The 24,694-nt window shown below is 36.1% G+C and carries 23 protein-coding genes, 1 pseudogene and 3 other annotated features; of the genes and pseudogenes, 7 read left to right on the top strand and 17 right to left on the bottom strand.

The features are described from left to right. Positions 1-141 precede the first annotated feature (141 nt). Positions 142-519 (bottom strand): annotated as a pseudogene (locus tag JFU54_RS25235) (pentapeptide repeat-containing protein); the annotation flags it as partial. 56 nt (positions 520-575) lie between these two features. Next, a complete protein-coding gene (locus tag JFU54_RS25230) occupies positions 576-1,499 on the bottom strand; it encodes an alpha/beta fold hydrolase (RefSeq protein WP_201066812.1) in 924 nt (307 codons plus the stop codon). Positions 1,500-1,708: 209 nt separating this feature from the next. Between JFU54_RS25230 and JFU54_RS25225 the strand changes: the two genes are divergently transcribed. After that, positions 1,709-2,470, top strand: a complete 762-nt coding sequence (locus JFU54_RS25225; RefSeq protein WP_002012144.1) for a DODA-type extradiol aromatic ring-opening family dioxygenase — start codon at positions 1,709-1,711, stop codon at positions 2,468-2,470. A 55-nt stretch (positions 2,471-2,525) separates the two neighbouring features. On the opposite strand, the gene JFU54_RS25220 is transcribed toward JFU54_RS25225, so the two are convergent. From JFU54_RS25220 to JFU54_RS25210, 3 genes are all read right to left on the bottom strand, one after another. Continuing rightward, positions 2,526-3,740 (bottom strand): multidrug efflux MFS transporter, encoded by a 1,215-nt coding sequence (locus JFU54_RS25220; protein ID WP_201066810.1) that lies wholly within the window; start codon positions 3,738-3,740, stop codon positions 2,526-2,528. Positions 3,741-3,856: 116 nt separating this feature from the next. Beyond that, positions 3,857-4,723: a GNAT family N-acetyltransferase gene (locus tag JFU54_RS25215; RefSeq protein ID WP_033715330.1), complete on the bottom strand. Its 867-nt coding sequence runs from the start codon at positions 4,721-4,723 to the stop codon at positions 3,857-3,859. Positions 4,724-4,738: 15 nt separating this feature from the next. After that, entirely contained in the window at positions 4,739-5,458 is a 720-nt protein-coding gene (locus JFU54_RS25210; RefSeq protein WP_002031194.1) for a DUF554 domain-containing protein, read from the bottom strand. 209 nt (positions 5,459-5,667) lie between these two features. Here JFU54_RS25210 and JFU54_RS25205 point away from each other — a divergent pair, with 209 nt between their 5' ends. Then, complete coding sequence (locus JFU54_RS25205; RefSeq protein ID WP_201066808.1) at positions 5,668-6,771, top strand: CapA family protein; 1,104 nt, start codon at positions 5,668-5,670, stop codon at positions 6,769-6,771. A 52-nt stretch (positions 6,772-6,823) separates the two neighbouring features. Further along, entirely contained in the window at positions 6,824-7,051 is a 228-nt protein-coding gene (locus tag JFU54_RS25200; RefSeq protein WP_012260734.1) for a hypothetical protein, read from the top strand. Positions 7,052-7,147: 96 nt separating this feature from the next. Here JFU54_RS25200 and ilvA read toward each other — a convergent pair whose 3' ends face one another. From ilvA to ilvE, 6 genes are read right to left on the bottom strand one after another with little or no spacing between them, the layout of a single operon-like run. Continuing rightward, positions 7,148-8,410, bottom strand: a complete 1,263-nt coding sequence (gene ilvA, locus JFU54_RS25195) for a threonine ammonia-lyase IlvA (RefSeq protein ID WP_201066806.1) — start codon at positions 8,408-8,410, stop codon at positions 7,148-7,150. Positions 8,411-8,441: 31 nt separating this feature from the next. Continuing rightward, on the bottom strand, positions 8,442-10,115 hold the full coding sequence (gene ilvD, locus JFU54_RS25190) for a dihydroxy-acid dehydratase (RefSeq protein ID WP_201066798.1): 1,674 nt from the start codon (positions 10,113-10,115) through the stop codon (positions 8,442-8,444). Positions 10,116-10,161: 46 nt separating this feature from the next. Further along, positions 10,162-11,175, bottom strand: coding sequence for a ketol-acid reductoisomerase (gene ilvC / locus JFU54_RS25185; protein WP_201066795.1), 1,014 nt, complete (start codon positions 11,173-11,175; stop codon positions 10,162-10,164). Positions 11,176-11,189: 14 nt separating this feature from the next. Then, positions 11,190-11,420 carry an ACT domain-containing protein gene (locus JFU54_RS25180; RefSeq protein WP_201066793.1) on the bottom strand — a complete coding sequence of 77 codons (231 nt, stop codon included), beginning with the start codon at positions 11,418-11,420 and terminating at the stop codon, positions 11,190-11,192. Continuing rightward, positions 11,417-13,132, bottom strand: a complete 1,716-nt coding sequence (ilvB, locus tag JFU54_RS25175) for an acetolactate synthase large subunit (RefSeq protein ID WP_201066791.1) — start codon at positions 13,130-13,132, stop codon at positions 11,417-11,419. The genes JFU54_RS25180 and ilvB overlap by 4 nt, the downstream gene beginning before the upstream one ends. A gap of 22 nt (positions 13,133-13,154) precedes the next feature. Next, positions 13,155-14,054, bottom strand: a complete 900-nt coding sequence (gene ilvE, locus JFU54_RS25170; protein WP_000528143.1) for a branched-chain-amino-acid transaminase — start codon at positions 14,052-14,054, stop codon at positions 13,155-13,157. Between the two features lie 151 nt (positions 14,055-14,205). Continuing rightward, positions 14,206-14,444 (bottom strand) — a binding site (T-box leader). Between the two features lie 67 nt (positions 14,445-14,511). After that, positions 14,512-14,757, bottom strand: a binding site (T-box leader). A 258-nt stretch (positions 14,758-15,015) separates the two neighbouring features. Between ilvE and JFU54_RS25165 the strand changes: the two genes are divergently transcribed. Further along, entirely contained in the window at positions 15,016-15,774 is a 759-nt protein-coding gene (locus JFU54_RS25165) for an SDR family oxidoreductase (protein WP_000911713.1), read from the top strand. A gap of 90 nt (positions 15,775-15,864) precedes the next feature. Then, a complete protein-coding gene (gene msrA / locus JFU54_RS25160; RefSeq protein ID WP_002012154.1) occupies positions 15,865-16,401 on the top strand; it encodes a peptide-methionine (S)-S-oxide reductase MsrA in 537 nt (178 codons plus the stop codon). 167 nt (positions 16,402-16,568) lie between these two features. Here the strand turns inward: msrA and JFU54_RS25155 are convergent, their stop codons facing one another. From JFU54_RS25155 to JFU54_RS25135, 5 genes are all read right to left on the bottom strand, one after another. After that, positions 16,569-16,769, bottom strand: a complete 201-nt coding sequence (locus tag JFU54_RS25155) for a hypothetical protein (RefSeq protein ID WP_002012157.1) — start codon at positions 16,767-16,769, stop codon at positions 16,569-16,571. A gap of 189 nt (positions 16,770-16,958) precedes the next feature. After that, complete coding sequence (locus tag JFU54_RS25150) at positions 16,959-17,855, bottom strand: RCC1 domain-containing protein (protein ID WP_201066789.1); 897 nt, start codon at positions 17,853-17,855, stop codon at positions 16,959-16,961. Between the two features lie 164 nt (positions 17,856-18,019). Further along, a complete protein-coding gene (locus JFU54_RS25145) occupies positions 18,020-18,661 on the bottom strand; it encodes a FusB/FusC family EF-G-binding protein (RefSeq protein ID WP_201066787.1) in 642 nt (213 codons plus the stop codon). A gap of 110 nt (positions 18,662-18,771) precedes the next feature. Next, positions 18,772-19,458: a DUF421 domain-containing protein gene (locus JFU54_RS25140; RefSeq protein WP_002126773.1), complete on the bottom strand. Its 687-nt coding sequence runs from the start codon at positions 19,456-19,458 to the stop codon at positions 18,772-18,774. A gap of 155 nt (positions 19,459-19,613) precedes the next feature. Next, positions 19,614-19,877, bottom strand: coding sequence for a CD3324 family protein (locus tag JFU54_RS25135; protein WP_002031213.1), 264 nt, complete (start codon positions 19,875-19,877; stop codon positions 19,614-19,616). Between the two features lie 326 nt (positions 19,878-20,203). On the opposite strand from JFU54_RS25135, the gene JFU54_RS25130 reads away from it, so the two are divergent. Beyond that, positions 20,204-20,908, top strand: a complete 705-nt coding sequence (locus tag JFU54_RS25130; protein ID WP_201066785.1) for a polysaccharide deacetylase family protein — start codon at positions 20,204-20,206, stop codon at positions 20,906-20,908. A gap of 39 nt (positions 20,909-20,947) precedes the next feature. On the opposite strand, the gene JFU54_RS25125 is transcribed toward JFU54_RS25130, so the two are convergent. Then, positions 20,948-22,291 (bottom strand): sodium-dependent transporter, encoded by a 1,344-nt coding sequence (locus JFU54_RS25125; RefSeq protein ID WP_061675714.1) that lies wholly within the window; start codon positions 22,289-22,291, stop codon positions 20,948-20,950. A 304-nt stretch (positions 22,292-22,595) separates the two neighbouring features. Further along, positions 22,596-22,818, bottom strand: a binding site (T-box leader). A 220-nt stretch (positions 22,819-23,038) separates the two neighbouring features. On the opposite strand from JFU54_RS25125, the gene JFU54_RS25120 reads away from it, so the two are divergent. Beyond that, positions 23,039-24,673, top strand: coding sequence for a putative polysaccharide biosynthesis protein (locus JFU54_RS25120; RefSeq protein WP_201066779.1), 1,635 nt, complete (start codon positions 23,039-23,041; stop codon positions 24,671-24,673). Positions 24,674-24,694: the final 21 nt, after the last annotated feature.

Below are 24,694 nucleotides of genomic sequence, written 5' to 3'. Positions count from 1 at the left end.
TAGCCACGTTGTAGTTCAATCAGCTTTAGGGATTGCCCGCAGTTAACCCTCACTACTAGCCAATCACTTGACTAGCAGGGCTTACTGATATATTTAATTAACTTTAGTTATAATTGGTTAAATAAATCGTAACAGTTAGTTACCCTTTAACATTTGTTTACTTAAGTTCGCAAACCTTAAATTCGTATATGACCAATCGCCTGATATAATTGTTATTCCGTCTAAATTCGCCTCTTCGAAATCCGAACCAGTCATTTTACATTCTTCAAACTTAGATACAAATAAATTCGCACCAAAAAACCTACAATTAGCAAACGTAGTTCCTTGATGGATAGAAGCATTAAAAAGAGTACCAGTAAAATCACATTCTATGAAATTACAATTTTTAGTAAAAACTTCTGATGCATCTATCCCTCTAAAACGGCATTTTATAAAGGTACAATTTTTCAATTCCTCGTCTTTTATCCAGACATCTTGAAAATCTATTTCTACATATTCTTTATTTACAAATTCACTCATAATCAATCCTCCAATTTTTCAAAAAACCTCACTTCAGCATGAAGTGAGGTTTCTTCTTATACAATATGCTCATCTAACCATGAAATCAAATCTTGAAATACATCTTCTCTATTCACTTCATGGAACATTTCATGTCTACCATTTTCATATAAACGAAGTGTTACATCTTTCACACCACATTTTTTATAGTTTTCGTATACTTCTTTTACACCTTTCCCCATATCCCCAACAGGATCACGATCACCAGAGAATATATGTATTGGAAGATTTTTTGGTGTCTTCTTGTATTCTTCTATTTTATTTACTTCTAGAACTCCATGAAACAATTCTCGGTAAAAACTAGTCGTGCAAATGAATCCACATAACGGATCCGCAATATACTTATCAACTTGATGAATATCTGAAGATAACCAATCAAATTTCGTACGATTTGGCTTAAAGTGTGAGTTGAAGTTTCCGAAAGATAAGAAGTTCAGCATCGGACTTTTCGTTTTCTTTCCGCGAAGTTTCATCTCAATTGTCGCTACTTTATGACCGATACTTCCTAAAAGCCCTGGATTTCCACCAGTTCCTGAAATAAGGAATCCATCATATAATTCACCTTTAAGTTGTACAGCACGTCTTGATAAAAAAGAACCCATACTATGTCCAAGTAAAAATAACGGGCATGTCTGCTCTTCTTTTATCATTTCCGAAACAAAGATAACATCAGACACAGCCTGATTCCAACCTACATTTGGTTCAAAATGACCATAGTCTTCTTCCCTTTTCACTGTTTTTCCATGCCCTTTATGATCATGAGCATAAACACCATATCCTGCTTCTAATAAAGCATCAATAAATTCTGTATAAACACCTGCATGTTCTGTCATACCATGTGCAATTTGAACAATTCCCCGCGGATTTTCTTCTGGTAACCATTTACGCAAGTAAATTTCCGATTTATCCAATGCCGTAACGAAATTTTCCTGTATGCTCATTCCGACAGCCTCCAAATCTATTATGTATATCTTTTTTTATAATGAATAAACATTCATTATTCTTATTATGTATTATATGCAATTGCTTTCATTATGACAAATGATCTATTTTTCCGATTACATATTAAACTATTATCTTGACGAATTTAAAATAAAATTATATAGTTACTTACATAAAGTAATTAATATATTTTTAGGAGGTTTTAATCATGATGCCCTCACTATTTTTAGCACATGGATCACCTATGCTTGCTATTCAAGATACAGACTATACACGCTTTTTAAAGACACTTGGAGAAACATATAAACCGAAAGCTATTGTTATTTTTACCGCTCACTGGGAAAGTGAAGTATTAACGATCTCCTCTTCAGATGAAGTATATGAAACAATTTATGACTTTGGAGGTTTTCCTCCTGAGTTATACGAAATCAAATATCATGCGAAAGGCTCTTCTAGCATTGCGTCTATGCTAGAAACAAAATTTAAAAACAAAGGCATTCCAGTCCATCATAATATGACGAGAGGTTTAGATCATGGCTCATGGACACTCCTGCATCGTATGTACCCAGAAGCCAATATTCCTGTCGTACAAATATCAGTAAATCCATTCCTTCCTGCAAAAGAACAATTTGAAATTGGAGAAGCACTAAAAGGACTTGGACAAGAAGATATTTTAGTAATCGGCAGCGGAGTTACTGTTCATAATTTACGAGCATTAAAATGGAATGAAACAACTCCGGAACAATGGGCGATTGAATTTGATGATTGGATTATAAATCATATGCATACTAGCGATAAAGATGCATTGTTTAACTGGGAAAGAAATGCTCCTCATGCACAATTAGCTGTACCAAGAGCGGAACATTTTGTTCCTCTATTTATCGCGATGGGTAGTGGTGAGAACGACGGTACGGTCATTCACCGTAGCTACGAGCTTGGTACATTAAGTTATCTTTGCCTTCAATTTTAATGAAAAAGGATGAAGCAATATTGCTTCATCCTTTTTCTGTTTTTCATTCACATAGTTAACTAACTTCCAAATGTCGTTTCTCTGATACCTCTTCGTTCTTACTATGAAAATAAACCCAAATGCACGCAATAAATAATAGTGATGATGTAGAGAAGAAAACATATTGGAAGCCTGCATGAGCTGCAATTTGTCCACCAAGTACTGGCCCAATCATATTTCCTAAAAACTGAAATGATTGATTATATCCAAATATTCGTCCCGTTACATGGGTTGGCGTATGTTGTTTTAGTAGAGTTTGTACGGAAGGTAATAGTCCTGCTTGTGCAATACCTAATAAAAAGCGAAGAATTAATAGTTGCCAAGCTGAGGTTACAAATGCTTGCGGAATAAAAATAATTCCTGCAGCAAACAACGCTACAACTAACGTTTTTTGAGGTCCAATATGATCTGATAATCTTCCTAGCTTAGGAGCTGCTAAAATAACTGCTAATCCTGTCGCAGACATGACTGCACCTGCAAGCATTTCAATATGATCTGTTCCTGGTCCTGCCAAATGCTTTACATACAACGTAATAATAGGTTGAATCGACATATTTGCAAGCTGAATAATAAACGTTGCTACAAATAAACTTATTATTAAATGTTTTGCAGGGACCATCGTCCATACTTTTTTCGGCTGTTCCTTTTTTTCTTTAGCAGAATGTTTCTCCTCATGTAAGAAGAAAAAGACGATAAGAAAGGACAGGAATAAGAAAGCTCCTGTAACTAGAAAAACATGGCGCATTCCGATTAACTCTGACAAATAACCTCCGAGTATCGGCCCAAGTAACGAACCGCTCACGCCTCCAGTTGAGATTGTAGAAATTGCCCAACCTGAATGTTCTTGCGGAGTTTCTGCAGCAATAAGTGTCATCGCTGTAGAAAGGAAACCTGATACCGATCCCATTAAAAACCGAAGTGCGACTAATTGATACACATCTGTCACAAACCCCATAAGCGTCATAATTATCGCCATACCAAGGCTAGCACGTATAAGCATCAATTTCCGTCCATGTATATCACCCAGCTTTCCCCATATCGGTGATACAATCGCACCCATTAAAAATGTTACACCAAATGCAAGTCCCGACCACTGTGCAATACTAGAAGTGCCGGTCACCCCTAATTCCTCAATATAAAAAGATAAAAAAGGAATTACTAAACTCATACCGGCTGCAGTGGTAAAACAACCTAGCCAACAAATCATTAAATTTCGTTTCCAGCTGGCCATTTTCACACCTTCTTTCATTAGATACCCATTCTACACCGTTTCCTGGAAAAAGTTTAGTAATTTGATTTATACATAATAAAACTCTATCCCTTTGCATTCTTTGCAAAGGGATAGAGTTAATTATCTCCTATGGGTATTAAACGTGCATTACAGCACCTCTCATAAAACTCAATCGGACCTGCTTGTCCTATAATTGCATACTCATATCCGCTTTTCTTCATGTTATATAAACAATGATTCAATAACGTCTTCCCAACACCGTTCACACGATTATGTTTCGCTGTACCCATCGGGCCAAACAACCCTTTTTTCCCTCTCACAACATCGTAACAAGCGAAACCAATGATTGCTCCTTCCTGCTCAGCAATAAAAATAGGCAACTCCTCTTTATATGTCCGAAATCCATAATCTAAAGATTTTAACCAACGTTCACCAAATTCATCCTTAACAAAACGTGCCAACTTTTCAAAATCAGAAAAGACAGCTCTTCTAACATTAAAATTTAAATTATTATAAATAGGATTAAATCTTTTTAAATCAACGGTTAAGTCTCTTGACTCAGATGTAATACTCAGCAGCTCTTTTTGCACGTTTTTACTTATAACCTTTTCAATAACTGTATCAACTTGAAACAGTGCATATAAAACATGCCCTTCATTTATTAATACTTGCTGAAAACGGTCCATCCGTTTCTTTGCTACTTGTAAAACTTCTATCGTCTTATTTGAAACTTTAAACTCCCCAACATTTATGTATTCTATTTCATTTGCATAATATTGTTGAAGTAGCGATACCTTTGCTAAAAAATCCATACCCACCGTGTGAAATAAATACATATGTAACTCCGCGCAAACTCCATTACCTTCCTTACAAGCTCCTATAAATAGATGCATAGGATGAATAATACCTTTATTACACTCAACCTCTCGCGTTGCAATCTCCAATATTTTATGTGCACGTTTTGTAAATTGAAATTCCTCCATATACATCCCTTCCCCCTAATAACTTGATATCAAGCCGTAAATATATATAATTGAAACAATTATTCCAACTACTAATATCCCTGGAAGTAAATTTGCTACTTTAATTTTAATGAATCCAAGTAAGTTTAATCCAATTGCAAAAATCATAATACCACCAGTTGCTGTCATTTCAACTATAAATTGATTCATTAATTTCTCTGGTACAAAACTATTAATTTGTGTTGCAAAAACTGCAATACCTCCCTCATATAAAATCACTGGAATTGCTGAAAATACCACTCCAATTCCTAGAGTTGTCGTTAATATAATAGAAATGAATCCATCGATAATCGCCTTTGTAAATAAAATATCATGATTTCCGCGAATCCCACTGTCCAATGCACCAAGTATCCCCATCGCTCCGATTGCAAAAATAAGCGTAGCTGTTACAAAGCCTTCCGATATGCTCCCTTTCCCTTTCGATCCAACTTTATTTTCTAGCCAATCCCCTAACAGTTTTAACCTTTCTTCTAATTGTAGCCATTCTCCGATTACCGTACCAATAACTAAACTTAGTATGACAACAAGAAAATTTTCACTTTTTAATGCCATTTGAAGTCCAAGTACAGTAACCGCTAAACCAATTGCATGCATAATTGTTCCCTTCATACTTTCTGGAATCGCACTAAATAATTTACCAAGTAAAGTACCAAATATAATACAAATCCCATTTACAACTGCTCCTAATATAACCATTTCTCATTCTTCACCCTTCGAATTCTTTATTTCTATATTTTGGTTTATACATTGATTTACAGGTTACCTATATGTTAACGTAATATTGTGAATATTAACAAACGTTTTTCACTACATAACCCGCTATTTTTTTGTAACTATACAAAGATCGATTGCCTTTAATTCATTATTAATCTAATTGCGGGATAAACTCAAAAGGGAAGGTATTTATGAAAACTTTACTAAAACGATTTCTGTTAATAGCCTTTTTCATTACACCAATTGTTTTATTAATCAACTACTCTTTTATTTCAAAAGCGAAAGACAAACCTGATATGCAAAACAAATCTAGTAAAACAGCTTCAAAAAGCGAAAAGAAAACCGAAGACCCTGAAATCACACTCACCTTCTCTGGTGATACAATGTTCGATTGGCAATTACGTCCCGTAATCGAAAAAAATGGGGCTGATTATCCATTCCAACACGTAAAAGAAGAAATAACGAAAGCTGATATTTCTTTTGTTAATTTAGAGTCAGCATTTACAACGAGAGAAAAAAGAGTACCTGGGCAACAATTTTGGATTAAAAGTGATCCATCCACTCTACAAGCCATTAAAAACACCGGATATGACATCGTGAACATTGGCAATAACCATACGCTTGATTATGGGCAAGATGGACTACTAGACACCATTTCTCACGTCGAAAAATTAAAACTACCTTACACTGGAGCCGGAAAAAATGCTGAAGATGCTTATACTGCTCGTGAACTAACTGTAAAAGGAAAAAAGTTTAAATTTCTTTCCTTTGTACGCTTTATGCCCAACTTTAATTGGGTAGTTGGTGACAATAAACCCGGCGTTGCAAACGGATATGACCTAAATCTTGTAACAAAAACGATTCAAGAGCAAAAGAAAGATGCTGATTATGTAATCGTCTATATGCATTGGGGCGTCGAAAAATCTAATCGTCCAATAGAATACCAGAAACAATATGTTCCAAAAATGGTAGAGGCGGGTGCTGATGCAATCGTTGGAAGTCACCCGCATTGGTTACAAGGATTTGAGTATTACAATAAAGTTCCTATCGCATACTCGTTAGGAAACTTTTTATTCCCGAATTATGTAAATGGAAAGAGTGCCGAAACAGGTGTATTAACTTTAACCTTTAAAGGTAAGGATGTCCAAATGTCATTCAATCCTTACATCATTCGCAACAACCAAGTTTCTCCTGTAAATGAAGAAGAAAAGAAAAAAGCACTGCAATATTTACAAACGGTTTCAACTGATGTAGAAATTGATGATACTGGGAAAATAATAAACAAACGCAACTAAACAGCACGAAATTCATTTCTCTGTAACATACATTACGGGATAGGTGATGAATATGCTGAAAAACTTATTAGAAAATATAAGTCTGTTAGAAAACGTGTATAAAATATCTATAGCGATCCTGCTTTTATGTTCATTTTTTTCTGTTAGACTTCTAAGAAAAATAAAGCGAGAGAGAAAACTTACTCCCTTTGAATTTACAATGTATGTAATCATTCGTATTGCAATACTTTTTTGGTTAACTAGCTTTATCCTTCTTGAATATGGAGCGTATTTCGTTTAACTTTCAAAGAATAAAAAAGATAGAACAAGCAGGATTTCCCTCCTGTATCTATCTTTTTTATTTCAAGTAGAATTGTATGTTAACTCTTTTCTTTTATTAAATAAGTAAATCAAACAGCACAGGATTTTTATTAAGCTCCACGAATTGAATGTTATTTTCTTGAAAACGAGTAATTAAAGCTTCATAGTCTTCCTTATGCTTTAATTCTACCCCCACTAAAGCTGGACCATTTTCTTTATTATGTTTCTTAATATACTCAAAGCGAGTAATATCATCTTCCGGTCCTAAACCTTTATCAAGAAACTCTCGTAGTGCTCCTGAACGTTGCGGAAATTCAATGATGAAATAGTGCTTTAATCCTTCATGAATAAGGGATCGTTCTTTCATTTCTTGCATTCTATCAATATCATTATTTCCACCACTTAACGTGCATACAACTGTTTTTCCCTTTATTTCATCTCTGTATAGATCAAGTGCCGCAATAGAAAGCGCACCAGCTGGCTCTGCTACAATTGCATTTTTCTTATACAGTTCTAAAATCGTCGTACAAACCTTTCCCTCTGGTACTAAAACTATGTCATCAATTACATCTTTACATGTTTCAAAAGTTAACTTTCCTACCTTCTTAACAGCTGCTCCATCAACAAAACTATCAATCTTTTCTAATGCAACATTTTCATTTTGAAGAAAAGCTTCTTTCATAGATGCAGCTCCCATCGGTTCTACACCGATTACCTTTGTAGTAGGACTAACCCCCTTTACATATGTACCAATACCAGATGCTAATCCACCACCGCCAATTGCTGTAAATATATAATCAACTGGTTTCTCCATATCATGCATAATTTCAACAGCGACTGTTCCTTGACCAGCAACGACATACGGATCATCAAACGGATGTACAAATGTCATCCTATTTTCTACACAATAGTGCTGCGCCTCTTGGAAAGAACTATCAAATGTATCACCAACTAATACAATGTCTGCGAAATCACCACCGAAAAATTCGACTTGTGATACTTTTTGCTTAGGTGTCGTTGTCGGCATGAAAATTTTTGACGGAATCTTCAATAAATTACACGTATAAGCAACTCCTTGTGCATGATTACCAGCACTTGCACAAACAACACCATTTTGTAACTTTTCTTTCGGTAAACTTTGAATTAAATTATACGCACCACGAATTTTGAAAGAACGAATAACTTGTAAATCTTCTCGCTTAACATATACGTCACATTCATATTTCTCAGATAAAACTGAATCTCGTTGTAACGGTGTTTTAATAACGATATCTTTCATGCAATTATGAGCCATTAAGATATCTTCAATTTTCACTCTCTCCTTTACCTTCTGCACCATTTCATATCATCCTTATCTCTTTTAAATTGGCTCAATCGAAATTCGGGATTTTTAGAACTGCACCTGTATTCGCCGATGTTACCATTTGTGCATAACGTCCAAGCCACCCAGTTTTCACTTTTGGTTCTGGTCGTTTCCACCCTTTTTTACGCTTCTCTAATTCCTCATCACTAACTCTCACTTCTAACAAGCGTTCCTCAACATCAATACATACAATATCTCCTTGTTCAAGAAGTGCAATCGTTCCGCCAGCTGCTGCTTCTGGTGAAATGTGCCCTACCGAAATACCACGTGAAGCACCAGAGAAGCGACCATCAGTTAAAAGTGCAACATCTGCTCCTAATCCCATACCAGCAATTGCTGATGTTGGTGCTAACATTTCCGGCATACCAGGTCCGCCTCTTGGTCCTTCATAGCGAATAACAACTACATCTCCTTTGTTAACTTTCCCAAGCATAATGCCGGCAAGCGCCTCATCTTGTGAATTAAAAATAACGCAAGGTCCTTCAAATCGTTTTACTTCTGTTGCTCCGCTTTTAATAACCGCTCCGTCTTTCGCAAGGTTTCCTTTTAATATACGTAATCCTCCTTCTTCACTATGAGGATTTTCTAGAGAATGAATAACTTCCTTATCTTGAATCTCTGCATGAGCAATGTTTTCTCTTAATGTTTGCCCAGTAGCAGTTATACGATCAAGGTGAAGTACCCCTTCTTTTCGGCTCATCTCTTTCAAAATTGCACTAATCCCGCCTGCGCGATCGATATCTTCCATATGCCAATTAGAAGCTGGACTTACTTTACATAAATGCGGTACACGCCTTGAAACTGCATCAATGCGGTTCATATCGTAATCTAACCCCGCCTCTTGTGCTAGTGCTAACGTATGTAATACTGTATTCGTTGATCCACCCATCGCCATATCAAGTGCAAACGCATCATCAATTGCTTCTTCTGTTACAATGTCGCGTGGCTTAATATCTCTTTCAATTAAAATTTTTAATTTTTCTGCTGCTTGTTTAATTAACTCCTCACGTCTTGGATCAATCGCTAAAATACTCCCGTTACCAGGAAGAGCTAAACCTAACACTTCACATAAACAGTTCATAGAGTTCGCTGTAAACATACCGGAACAAGAACCACAAGATGGACAGCCATGATCTTCAATATCCTTTAATTCTTCTTCTGAAATTTTCCCAGATTGATAGGCTCCTACCCCTTCAAAAACAGAACTTAAATCGACAACTTCCCCTTTAGATGTTTTCCCCGCTGCCATCGGACCACCTGAAACGAAAACAGTTGGAATGTTTATTCGAAGTGCAGCCATCATCATACCTGGTGTAATTTTGTCACAGTTTGGAATACAAATCATTCCATCAAACCAGTGTGCATTTACAACCGTTTCTACTGAATCTGCAATGATTTCACGACTCGGAAGCGAATAACGCATACCGATATGACCCATCGCAATACCGTCATCTACTCCAATTGTATTAAATTCAAATGGCACCATGCCTGCCGCACGAACGGCTTCTTTTACAAGTTTCCCAAACTCGTTCAAGTGCTTATGACCTGGAATAATTTCAATAAAAGAATTACAAATTGCTATGAATGGTTTATCAAAATCTTCATCTTTTAAACCAGTTGCTTTTAATAAACTACGATGCGGAGCTTTATCAAAACCTTTTTTAATCATGTCACTTCTCATCTTGTCAAATCCCCTCTTACGTATTTTTCACTTATATTCTCTCAATCTATTTCTTTACTAACGTTTTCTTTTCTGGTTCCTTAATCCAGCTCATCATTTCACGAAGCTCTGCTCCTACTTTTTCTAGCTGATGATTTTGTTCTGCTTTTTTCATCGCATTATACGTTGGACGCCCTGCTTGATTTTCTAAAATCCATTTCTTCGCAAATTCACCTTGCTGAATTTCTGCAAGAACACGTTTCATTTCCTTCTTCGTTTCATCTGTAACAATTCTCGATCCTGTTACATAATCTCCAAACTCTGCCGTATCTGAAATAGAATGGCGCATATTCGTTAATCCGCCTTCATACATTAAATCAACAATTAACTTTAATTCATGTAAACATTCAAAGTATGCAATTTCAGGACGATATCCACCTTCCGTTAACGTTTCAAAACCAGCTTTCACAAGTGCTGTTACTCCTCCGCAAAGCACTGCTTGCTCACCGAATAAGTCTGTTTCTGTTTCTTCTTGGAATGTCGTTTCAATTACACCTGCACGTGTACAACCTACACCTTTTGCATACGCTAATGCTACATGTAGTGCTGTTCCCGTTGCGTCTTGATGCACTGCGACTAATGCCGGAACACCATTTCCTTCTTGGAAGACACGGCGAACGAGATGACCTGGACTCTTCGGTGCGACCATCGCTACATCTACGTAACTTGGCGGATTAATTTGCCCGAAGTGAATATTAAATCCATGTGAGAAAAGTAACATTTGTCCTTCACGAAGATTCTCTTCTACTTCTGTTTTATATACATACGCTTGCTGTTCATCCGGCAATAACATTTGTACAACTTGTGCGGTTCGAACCGCTTCTGAAACGGACATTACTTCAAACCCATCTGCTTTTGCTACTTCATATGATTTACCAGGACGAACACCAACTACAACTTCCACACCAGAATTTCGTAAGTTTTGTACTTGAGCATGACCTTGAGATCCATATCCAACTACCGCAACTGTCTTCCCTTTTAATAGCTCTAAATTTGCATCTTTCTCATAATAAGTTTTCATATTCCATACACTCCTTATAATTTATTTACTTGCAGTACATTGATTAATTTTTTCAACTGACTGACAAGTAACGTTGCTTCATTTTCAGTACAAACTGCTGTTAGTTTCATATCAGAAACACCACTTGTATCTCTTTCGTTTAAATTTAAAGAAGAAATATAATAACCACGCCGAGCAAAAATTCCGCTTATACGTAATAAGACGCTCAGATCGTTATGAATAACTAATGAAAAAGTATGACTCATTCTTCCCACCTCTTCATAATCATTTCGTTATTCCCTTTGTTTGGCGGAACCATTGGAAAGACGTTCTCACCTTCTTCTACACAAAAGTCAACTACGACAGGACCTTCATGAGAAAACGCTTCTAACATTACCTTTTTCGCCTCAAACGAATTTGTTGCTCTTAGCCCTTTTACACCATAAGCTTCTGCTACTTTCACAAAATCTGGTGACCCAATTCTCGATTCCGACAAACGGTTTTCATAAAACATTTCTTGCCATTGCCTTACCATTCCTAAAAATTTGTTGTTTATAATGAATACTTTGACAGGAATATTATTTTCAGCAATTGTTTGCAGCTCTTGAATGTTCATTTGGAAAGAAGCATCACCAGCAATACAGATGACAAGTTCTTCTTCTTTTGCAAGCTGAGCACCAATTGCTGCTGGAAAACCAAATCCCATCGTCCCTAATCCCCCTGATGTTAGAAAAGTCCGTGGTTTTCTCGCTTTATAAAAGTGAGCAGCCCACATTTGATGCTGTCCTACCTCTGTCGTGACAATCGCTTCACCATTCGTTAATTCACTTACTAAGTTGATAACATGCTGTGGTTTTAACTCAAATTCTTTTTGCTTATATGAAAGTGGATATTCTTCTTGCCACTTCTTCACTTTCTGAAGCCATTCATCTGTTTGTGTATAAATAGACATATGTAACAGCATATGTAGCGCCTTTTTCACATCACCAACAATCGGATGCTCTACAGTTACATTTTTATGGAACTCAGAAGGATCAATATCAATATGTACTTTTTTCGAATGCGGAGAAAAAAGTTCTAATTTCCCTGTTACACGATCATCGAAACGAACACCTAACGCCAGTAATAAGTCACATTCTGTTACTGCCATATTTGCAGCGTACGTTCCATGCATACCGAGCATTCCTAAAAACAACGGATCTCCCGGCGGATATGCCCCCAGTCCCATTAAAGTTGAAACGACTGGAATACGATTCTCACTCGCAAACTTGATGAGTTCTTCAGATCCGCCTGAATGAATGACGCCTCCCCCGATATAAAGGAGTGGGCGTTTTGCTTTTGAAATTGATTTTGCTACCTCTCTCAGTTTCAAACTGTCTGGAAAAGGTTCTGGTTTATATCCTAGAATCTCCACTTCTTCATTAAAGAAACTTGTTACATTTGCATTTTGAACATCTTTTGGAATATCAATTAATACCGGTCCCGGTCGCCCGCTTTCGGCGATGTAAAAAGCTTCTTGCACAGTTCGTGATAAATGATTTACATCACGAACTTGGTAATTATGCTTCGTAACAGGTACTGTAATTCCGACAACATCCGCTTCTTGAAATCCGTCTTTACCAATTAAAGGCGTTGCAACTTGCCCTGTAATGACAACTAAAGGAATCGAATCCATATAAGCATCTGCTAAACCCGTAACTAAATTCGTCGCCCCTGGGCCAGAGGTAGCAAAGACTACCCCAACCTTTCCCGAAGCTCTCGCATATCCTTCTGCCGCATGAATGGCAGCTTGTTCATGACGAGTTAACACGTGCTTTAAACCACTTTCGTATAACGCATCGTATATTGGTAAAATCGCGCCGCCCGGATAACCGAAAACAGTCGTTACACCTAATTTCTTCAAACATTGAATAACGTGTCCAGCACCTGTAGCTTCTTCACTCTGCAGTTCATCATATGCTGTATACTGTTCCTCCATTTCAATTAACTCCTCTCCCTATTTACGCTAAACTTTCCGCCAATCCTGGAACACGTACTCCTCTTTCTCTCGTTAATTTTTTAAATTCTTCGGTTAATCTTTTTGTTACATCTCCTGGTTTTCCATCTCCAATTTCTCTTGAATCTACTTTCACTACAGGAATTAGTTCCGCTGCAGTTCCTGTTAAAAACACTTCATCTGCTACATATACGTCATGGCGAGTAAACGGCCTTTCCTCACACGGAATATTAAGTCGCTCACATAACTCAATCACACTATTTCTCGTAATACCTTCTAGCGCCCCTAAGTACGAAGGAGGTGTTAACACTTTTCCATCTTTCACAATGAAAACATTATCTCCAGATCCTTCACAAACATATCCTTGTTGGTTGAGCATAAGTGCCTCAAGTACGCCTGCTTGTGCGGCTTCAATTTTCACAAGTACGTTATTTAAATAGTTCATTGACTTAATACGTGGGTCTAATGCATCTGGTGTATTACGTCTTGATGCAACAGATACAACGCTTAGTCCATTATCATAAAATTCCTGCGGGAATAACTTTAATTGCTCTGCAATAATAATTACGCTCGGTTTCACACAACTTCTCGGATCGAGTCCTAAGTCACCTTTTCCTCTTGAAACAATTAATCGAATGTAGGCATCCGCGTATTCATTTTTTTGCAATGTTTGTAAAACTGCTTCTTCCATTTCGTCAACCGCCATTGGAATTGTAAGTAAAATAGATTTCGCCGATTCATATAATCGTTTCACATGTTCTTTTAAACAAAATACATTTCCTCCGTAACTACGAATCCCTTCAAATACACCGTCCCCGTATAAAAAGCCGTGATCATATACTGAAACAACTGCCTTTTCTTTTTCTACAAATTCCCCATTCATATAAATGTACTGGTTTCCCATCTCACATCTCTCCTCTTTTTTCTCTCTATTTTTGCAACCTATTTCTATATCGATTGCTGAGATGAGTATTTTTAACAGAATATTCAGTATACTAACCTTAAAAATATACTCGTCTCAACAATCGATTACTTACACACTTGTAGCAATCCATTGCTGAGACGAGAGACTCGTGGTACCACTCAGCTTCCTTACACTTCTCACGAAATATAAGCTCTGCAAGTCCAATTAGACTTTTGTTTTTCTATCGGAAACCACTCCGCTACTTTTTACTAACTTCAAAAGCAGTGCTCCGAGGTGATTTTCAATGATTCAATTGTTACCACCCTCACAGCCTTTGGGCGGCTCTCTGAAACAATCTTTATCATTTACTCTCCTCTTCCTCGCATTCTTTTATTCTATTTTTTAAAATAAAAACTCTCGCCTCAGCAATCAACTACTACAAATTAGTAGCTTTGATTGCTGAGGCGAGAGTTTCGCGTTACCACTCAGCTTCCTTATACTTCTCACGAAATATAAGCTTCATAGGTCCAATCAGACCTCCGTCCTTTTACCGGAGACGATGCCGCCGCCCTCTACTCAGTTTCCCTTTCGTAAGCGATGCTCCGAGGTGATCTTCAATGATTCGATTGCTACTACTCTCACAGCCTAGGAGTAGCTCTCTGAAACGACCATAATCATCTACTTTCCTCTTCTTTGCATATACAACATATAAAGTTAGAAAATTCTTAATTAACTTTCATTTGTTACACGTATTATAGGACGCGGTTCTTTCCATTGTCAACATGTTTTTAGAAAAACATTAAAATTCATTCTATTTACCAGAAATATATTTATTTTTTCTCAAAACAAAATCGGAATGAACTTCTTACACATACTCATATATTACTTAAGTATGTTCGCATTACTACATAAAGAAAAACAACTTAAAAACATATACAATTTATGAGGAGATGAGAAAACTATGTTAAAAGGTAAAATAGCATTAGTTACAGGAGCAAGCCGAGGAATTGGACGTGCTATCGCAAAACGGTTAGCAAACGACGGTGCATTAGTTGCTGTTCATTATGGAAATCGAAAAGAAGATGCTGAAGAAACTGTTCATGAAATTCAATCAAATGGCGGATCAGCTTTTTCTATCGGTGCAAATCTTGAATCTTTACACGGTGTAGATAACCTGTATATTTCTCTAGATAACGAACTACAAAAAAGAACTGGTGGAACACAATTTGATATTTTAATAAACAACGCTGGAATCGGTCCTGGTGCTTTTATTGAAGAAACGACTGAACAATTTTTTGATAGAATGGTTTCAGTAAATGCAAAAGCACCATTCTTTATCATTCAACAAGCACTACCACGTTTACGTGATAATAGCCGAATTATTAATATTTCATCAGCTGCCACCCGCATTTCTTTGCCTGATTTCGTTGCATATAGTATGACGAAAGGTGCAATTAACACGATGACTTTCACGCTTGCAAAACAACTCGGAGCACGAGGAATAACAGTAAATGCAATACTTCCAGGCTTTATTAAAACAGATATGAATGCAGAACTATTGAGCGACCCAATGATGAAACAGTACGCTACTACTATTTCCGCCTTCAATCGCTTAGGTGAAGTAGAAGATATTGCCGATACCGCTGCTTTTCTTGCCTCTCCAGACAGCCGCTGGGTTACTGGACAATTAATTGATGTGAGCGGAGGATCTTGTTTATAAAAAACATATATTTTCAAATCTTTTTTATTGCGCAATAAAACAATTTATATAATACTATATAAAACATATACATTTAGGAGGATTACAGCAATGTCCGAAAAAACATACGAACTCGCAACCTTCGCAGGTGGTTGCTTTTGGTGCATGGTAAAACCATTTGATGAACTTCCTGGTATTCATAAAGTACTTTCTGGCTATGCAGGTGGTCATATAGAAAATCCAACATATGAACAAGTAAAAGCTGGAACATCTGGCCATTTAGAAGTCGTTCAAATTACATTCGATCCTTCTATTTTCCCGTATCAAAAATTACTAGATTTATATTGGCCACAAATCGATCCGACTGATGATGGCGGACAATTTTTTGACCGTGGTCCCTCTTACCGCACAGCAATTTTTTATCATAATGAAACACAAAAAGAGCTTGCAGAAAAATCGAAGCAAACGCTAGCAGAAAGCCGTATGTTTAAAGATCCAATCGTGACTGAAATTCGCCCGGCTGCACCTTTTTATGAGGCCGAAGAATACCATCAACATTTCTATAAAAAGAATCCAGAGAAATATGCTACTGAGCAAAAAGAATCTGGCCGTGAAGACTTTATAAAAGAAAATTGGCAAAAAAAATAATAAAAACGCATCGTGCTTTTTTTCAAAGTGCGATGCGTTTTTATCTTTGAAAAAAGTACCATACAATTAAAAGAACAACCGCTGTTAATGTCCAAAGTACTATCTCGTTTTTTACTCTATTCTTTTTATTAGTCATTTCATCTCCTCCTAATAGCAATACAACTTATTCAACATTTCCTCTGTTTAATTGTCCACCTTATATACGTGAATACATCCTTACAAATTCTTATAACAAGACCACCGATGATTCCGATTGCAATTGAAATTACTAACGTCTGTCCAAAACTAAAAGATTTTGTATATGTTATGTAGAAAACAATACACACAAGTAAAATATCTGGTAAAGAAAATAAAAGCTTTTTATACAATTCTTCACCTCTCCTATGCTTTATTTATAAATCATATCCTCTACTGTAGCTTTAAAAAATTCCATTTAGACACTCATTTTACGGAAAAAGAATAAGAACCTCTTTTAAAAAGGGATTCTTATCTACATATCCTATTCCATAATTACTCCTAAACTAGAATAATATTACTAGTGATTTATTATAAATTAACTATTTACCAGGCAATCGGATGCTGCGCCAACTACCTACATCGCATTCACCGTATGTATTATCACCTACTGCTACCACCGTGCCATCTAATTTAAGTCCAACCGTATGCGCACAACCAGCCGCTATCGCTACAATATCACGCCAATCACTTACATTACATTGGCCATACTCATTCCAACCTACTGCCGCCACAGTACCATCTGATTTCAGAGCAATTGTATGATTACTCCCTGCCGCTATCGCCACAATATCGCGCCAATCGCTTACATCACATTGCCCCCGTTTATTATTACCCACTGCCGTCACCATACCGTCAGATGTAATACCAACTGTATGAAGATATCCCGCCGCTATCGCCACAATATCACGCCAGCTACTTACATTGCATTGGCCATATCGATTATTACCCACAGTCGTCACCGTTCCGTCCAATTTAAGACCGACTGTATGCCAGTCACTCACCGCGACCGCCACAATATCACGCCAGCTACTTATATTACATTCTCCTTCTTTATTTCGGCCCACTGCTATCACCGTGCCATCCGGTTTAAGGCCAATGGTACGGCGCCACCCCGCCGCAACCGATACAATATTATGCCAATCATTTACATCACATTGGTCATGATTATTCCAACCCACTGCAACCGCAGTACTGTCACATTTAAGACCGATTGTATGAGCATTACCCGTGTTCGTCGCCATATGAACATTGCCCGCTGCGACCGATACAATATCACGCCAGCCACTTACATTGCATTCTCCTTCTTTATTTCGGCCCACTGCTACCACCGTGCCATCCGATTTAAGAGCAACGGTATGACCACGACCCGCTGCTATCGTATTTTTAGGCCACCTTTTCACTTTTAACACCTCTTCTTTCGGTGAAATGTAATTCATGTTTTACCTCCTTGCATATAAGCAGCTGTATCCAAATAGATATTTTCATCAAATTTCATTATAAATGAACTAACTTTTTTATAAATCTACATCTCCAAAAGAACCTATTACTTCTTCTTCAAAAAATAAAAACCTCCAGTTTAAATACTAGAGGTCTTCTATTTTTATTTCTTTAGTCTCTCAATAAAATCCTGTAACTTATCAAGCGATTTCATATTATGATTACAAGCTACACCATCTTTGCAAATATAGTTTCCCTTTCTAACGAAAGTTCCTGGTACATCACCTTTAATTTCAACTAAAAACATTCCTACTTCTTCATGCCCATGACATAATGAACAAATGCTTTTTTTATTTAAACTTTGAAATGTTCCTTGCAGACCAACAAACTTATTTTTATCATTTTTCGCTATAATAAATTTCCTGCTTGATCCCTTGTCAATCCAGCTTAAATAAGTTAATTCTTTCATATCCAGTTCTTCCATATCAGGAAGTTTTAACTTTTTCGCTTTAGGAAATAATTTTTTTAATGTTTGCGCTGTAACTTCCTGAAACGGAATGACATACGGATTTATTTTCAGTAAAAACGATTCTGCATCTTCTCTATTTTGAACTGTTAATACCGTATCAATTAACTCTTTCTGTTCATCTGTTAAATTTTCAAATACATGTATTATTTTTTCAATCGCAAGTGATTTTAATGCTTGAATTACACCTCTATCATTTGCTGTTGCGTGCCCATTTGCTAAAATATAAGCTTGTGATTTTATAAAATTATATTGATCACTTCTAATAAAAGCTTCCATCTTTATCACTCCATACAAATTGTTGATCTAGTCTTATTGTATACAATGATTCAGCTTTTTGATATGTAAAAGATAACTTAGAAATGAACATTACATACTCTGACTATGTTCTACCGAGGCATTTCCTGACAAAAGAAACCATCATCTGTTTTCCATTCTGCATATAATACATCTTCAAATTTAGTAATCCCTTTTTGCTTTATTTGTTTATAAAGCCATCCTTCATCAAAACCTGCTTCCCTCAAATTATCTTTCACTACTTTTCCATCACTAATTAATGAAATCGGTAAGTATACAGGTTTATGTTTTAAGCTTAAATCATTTATAGTAGGAGATTCATATTTACTTTTCTTCAGAACACTTATGTTTCCATTAGGTTCCAAAATCATATATTCAACTTCTCGGATTGAAAATATATCTTTTTGTTGTCTTAGCATTTGTTGTAGTTGATTAATATCCAAATGATTTGAACTTAGTTGTTCCCGGTCAATATATCCATTACGGATAATGATTGACGGAGAGCCTTCAAAAAAACTTCTCGTCCCCCTAAATTTTTGCGTTATCACTTCTATTGTATAAATTAACACTACCCATACAAGTACTGCATATAAAATAGACCATACTTTTATTTCCGGATCATATATAGTATTTCCTACTAATTCTCCGAGAACTATGGCAGAAATAAAATCAAATGGCGTTAACTGAGATATTTGTGTCTTCCCTAATATTTTAGTAGCAATCAATAGCACAAAAAAACCAAAAAATAGTTCTATCGTTATTTGTCCTAGATGATTCATATATGCTCACCTTTCTGCTTTTCACTCAAATGCTCTATATTCTATTTAGTAAAAAGCCGGCACATTTTTTCTATTATCTTGCCCATTCATATCCAATAGATACAAAACAAAAAGAGTCTAGTTCAATTTAATAATTGAACTAGACTCTTTTATTTTCATTTAGAATACACAATCTTTTTAATCGTTTCTCCGGAAAGAAAATGCTCCTCCGCAAGTTGATGAATGGAAATTCCACTTTTAAACGCTTCTTTAATAGCTTTGTTTCTTTCATCTAGTTGTTTTCTTCCTCCAGATTGTGTACCCCATTTACAATGTTTTGTTTCTTGTTTTGGAATGTAAATTGTTTCACCTTGTATATACTTTTGAATTTCAGCAATTAAACTTTCTGGTAAAACCGTCGCAGCTTTAACGTATTTCATTTCTGCTCGCCCCTTATTTTTTATGGTTCATTTCAATAAGGTGCAAAGCCAAATATAAAAAATGATACGAGCTCATTTAGGCGATTGTATATTACTTGTCTACCCCACGCAAAGTATCGCCATTTCCATACTTGGCTTTGCATGAGACGCTGCAGTGTCTGGCAATTGAATTATAATCGCCATATAAACACCTCCTAATATACCTTTTGCATTTTATTATATGATAAATTTCTTCCCCTTGCATCCACATCCTTTTTAAAGCACGAAGTTACTTAGTTTGATATAATACTTTTTAGTCCAATCCAAAAGTATAGTGAGGTTGCGTTATGAAAAAGAATATAATCATTACAATCGTTACATTATTCATTATTACTGTAGCATTATTCGGAACATACAAATTGATGAACGCAAGAAGTTTTCAATTGTTTGGAGGTTTAACAAACCGAGTAGAAACAAATGAAAAAGTGATTGCTTTAACTTTTGATGATGGCCCTACGAACAATGTAAAACAAATATTACCACTACTAGATACATACAATGCAAAAGCTACTTTCTTTTTAATCGGAAATGAACTAGAGAAAAACCTATCGTTAGGAGAAGATATCGTACAATCTGGACACCAAATTGGAAACCATACATACTCTCATAACAGAATGGTTTTTAAAACACCTTCTTTTATTAAAGAAGAAATAGAAAAAACGAATTCATTAATCCGCCAAACAGGATTTACAGGCGAAATTGATTTTAGACCACCTAACGGTAAAAAGCTAATGGGTCTGCCCTATTATTTAAATAAAAACAATATCGAAACAATCACATGGGACCTTGAACCTGATACTTTTTATACATCTACAGCTGATAAAATTGAATATGTTAGTAAAAATGTAAAACCAGGTTCTATCATTTTATTACACTCTATGTATGATGAGTCTAATGAAAATCTGCAAACTATTGAAGGTATTTTAGACTCTTTATCTAAAAAGGGCTATCAGTTCGTAACAGTAAACGAATTACAAAAAAGAGCAAAATAAAAAGGTAGCGTATCATAGAGCGATACGCTACCTTTCTTTTTATATAATTCCAAGTACATTTAGGAATACGATAATAATCGCAATTGGTGCAATATAGCGAAGTAAGAATAACCATAATACGAACAGTTTATAGCCTTTATTTTTACTTACACCAAGTTCTTTCATTAATACATCTTTCTTCATTTTTAAAGGGACAAAGATGGAAACTAATAAAACACCAAGTGGCATTAGTATGTTACTAACCGCATAGTCTGCTAAATCAAAAATTGTTTTCCCAAATGGTTTCACATCACTTAACAAACCGAATGATAAGGCTGATGGAACCCCTACAACAAAGATTAACAAGCCAACAATTAATGCCATTTTTTCACGTTTCCCTTTACTTTTACCTTTAGTTGTTAAAGACGCAACACTAATTTCTAACATCGAAATTGCTGATGTAATAGTAGCAAAGAAGAATAGTAATAAGAAAACAATGAAGAATAATTTCCCGAACGCCATTTTACTGAAAATAGCTGGCAGTACGATAAACAATAGCCCTGGTCCTTGAGATGGCTCCATTCCAAATGCGAATACAACTGGGAAAATCGCTAGCCCTGCAAGTAATGTAATCACAAGTGTTAAAGCTACGATAGAAAATGCTGAACGCGGTAAACTTTCTTCTTTCGGTAAGTATGAGCTATACGTTACCATAACGGCTACACCGACGGATAGCGAGAAGAACGATTGTCCCATTGCATATAAAATGATTTCTGACGTTACGTTTGAGAAATCAGGTTGTAAGAAGAATCGAACTCCTTCTCCAGCACCGTCTAAAGTAAGTGCACGAACAATTAGTACAAAGAATAATACGAATAATGCTGGCATGAAATATTTATTTACTTTTTCAACACCATTTTGTACACCTTTACTTACGATAAAAATAGTAATAAGGATGAATAATAGCTGTGATCCAACTGCTAAATATGGATTGGAAATGATTTCACCAAACGTAGCTTCGTATGCCCCATTTCCTTCCCATAGTCTACCTGTAATTGCATTCCATAAATATAGTAAAATCCATCCCCCTACAACACTGTAGAAAGAAAGTAGTATGAAACAAGTTACAATCCCTAATTTACCTAACCAAGGCCATAGTGTTTTTGGTGCGATTTCGCTATACGCCTCAACAGCCTCTTTTTGTGTACTTCTTCCGATAACGAATTCAGCTAATAATAGCGGTAAACCAATTAATAATGTGAAACCGATGAAAATAAGGAAGAACGCGCCGCCTCCTCCAATTCCGGCCATATACGGGAACTTCCAAATCGCTCCAAGACCAATCGCTGAACCTGCTGCAGCTAATACGAAACCTAATTTCGATGTCCATTGCTGTGAATTCATTTGTTAATCTCCTCTCTTTATCTTTATCTTTTTCTGTTTTACAATCCGGTATTTATATTGTTCTATCCATACTCTTTTCTAATACGTTCACTTCCTCCCTAATAAAAAACGTCCCTACGTAAATACGTAGGGACGACAAAAATATCGCGGTACCACCCTAGTTGTGAAGATACACCAAAGTTAGGACCTAAATAAAAAACGTCCCTACGCAAATACGTAGGGACGATAAAATATCGCGGTACCACCCTAGTTATGAAGCCACACCAAAATTAGGACCTAAATAAAAAACGTCCCTACGTAAATACGTAGGGACGATAAATATCGCGGTACCACCCTAGTTGTGAAACAATCTTCACCACTTTATTTGATAACGGTATAAACTACCGTCTTTCATTTCCTCATAATGTGAGATTTATGAAAGATGCTCCAGGACGAACTTCATGAATAATCTATATACTGATTCACACCAACCATCAGCTCTCTGAAATAGGGAGATTTTCACTACTATACCCTTTCATTGCCCAAATATTATTTTCCGAATTGATTACTATCATTTTTATCACACATTAAAAATAGTGTCAACTTATATTTTGAAATTTTATGCATTACATTCTATTTAAAAATTCAAAATATGACTTTTGTATGAATAGTATTAGAACATTTATGGTTTATACTGTATTAACTTCTCTAGCAGGTTTATAGTAGTATACGATAAATGCAAGACAGCACGAGTAGGAGGAAAGAATTTTGTCTACTTCAAAAGTTTTAAAAGGTACCGCTTTATTAAGTGGTGCAACAATGATTTCACGAATTTTAGGTTTTATATACTTTTTCCCCTTTCAATTATTAGTTGGAACGCAAGGGGTCGCTTTATATGGATACGCATACTCTTGGTACGGTATTTTATTAAGCTTTTCAACAGCTGGTATTCCTATTGCCGTCTCAAAATTTGTTGCAAAACATAATGCACTTGGTGATTATAGTACAAGTAAAAAATTGTATAACTCGAGCGTAAAATTAATGATGTTTATGGGCTTTTTAGGATTTTTAACTTTATTTATTGGAGCACCGTACATATCACAATTTATTATTCGCTCGAAAACACCAGATCCACAATTTATCGCAGACGTAACACTTACAATGCGAGCATTAAGCTTCGCGCTTATTATCGTACCAGCTATGAGTGTTACACGTGGTTATTTCCAAGGTTTTCAACATATGAAACCAAGTGCTGTTTCTCAAGTCGTAGAACAAATCGCACGTGTCGTTTTCATTTTAGTTGGTAGTTTTATCGTCTCAAAACTATTAGGAGGTTCAGTAGCTTCTTCTGTTGCAGTTGCTACATTTGGTGCTGTTATCGGGGCACTTGCAAGCGTCTCTATTTTAATGATGTACTGGAAAAAATATAATGGATTAAAACCTCCTGAAGGTGAGCTAAAAACGAGATCATCAAACATTCCGTTAAGAAGTATTTATATGGAATTACTACGTTATGCAATTCCAATTGTATTTGTAGGCATTGCAATCCCGCTCTATACGTTAGTAGATCAATATACCGTAGCTGATGTCCTTAGAGCGATGGGAGAACCTTTAGAAACCGCGAATGCAGTTTTCGCTTATATAACGAACTATGCCCAAAAGTTAATTATGATTCCGGCTTCACTTGCAACTGGATTTTCATTAACAATTATTCCGGCTATAACGAAATCATTTACAAGCGGGAAACTAGAAGAATTACAAGAACAAATTTCAAAGATATTCCAAGTATTGTTATTCTTCACTATCCCAGCCGCATTCGGTCTAGCAAGTATCGCTTACGATGCATTCCGCATGGTTTATGTAAATCCTGAAATTGCACTTGGTGGATCACAATATTTAATTTCATTTGCACCTTCTGCTGTATTAAGTGCGATTTTCACAGTTTCAGCCGCTATATTACAAGGAATTGATTATCAAAGAAAAACAATGATTGCATTCTCAGCCGGTATTCTCGTTAAAATTGTGGTGAACACACCGCTCTTACATTTATTCGGTGGACATGGTGCTGTACTTGGAACAATTCTTGGATATCTCGTTTCAAATATTATTATGTTGTACTGCATCGTTAAGTTTGCGAAATTTAAAATTGGCGAAACAGCAAAAACAGTATTTCTAATTACGATTTACTCCGCAGCAATGTCTGCTGTTGTAATTGCATTAAGAGCAATTATAAGCTGGATTATTCCTGGACAATCTTATATAGAATCACTGATCATTGTGTTTATATGCGCATCAGCAGGAGGACTTGTTTATCTTTTATTCGTATTAACGAGTGGACTTGCTTCGCATATTCTCGGTAATCGCATTCAACGTTTACCTATACTAGGAAAGTTAGTTAAATAAAAAAACAAGAGATGTAACTCA

Origin of the sequence: Bacillus sp. TH19 (assembly GCF_016651075.1) — a bacterium.
GTDB lineage: Bacteria > Bacillota > Bacilli > Bacillales > Bacillaceae_G > Bacillus_A > Bacillus_A mycoides.
The sequence above is the reverse complement of the archived record's forward strand: the minus strand, read 5'-3'. Positions and strand labels throughout refer to the sequence as shown.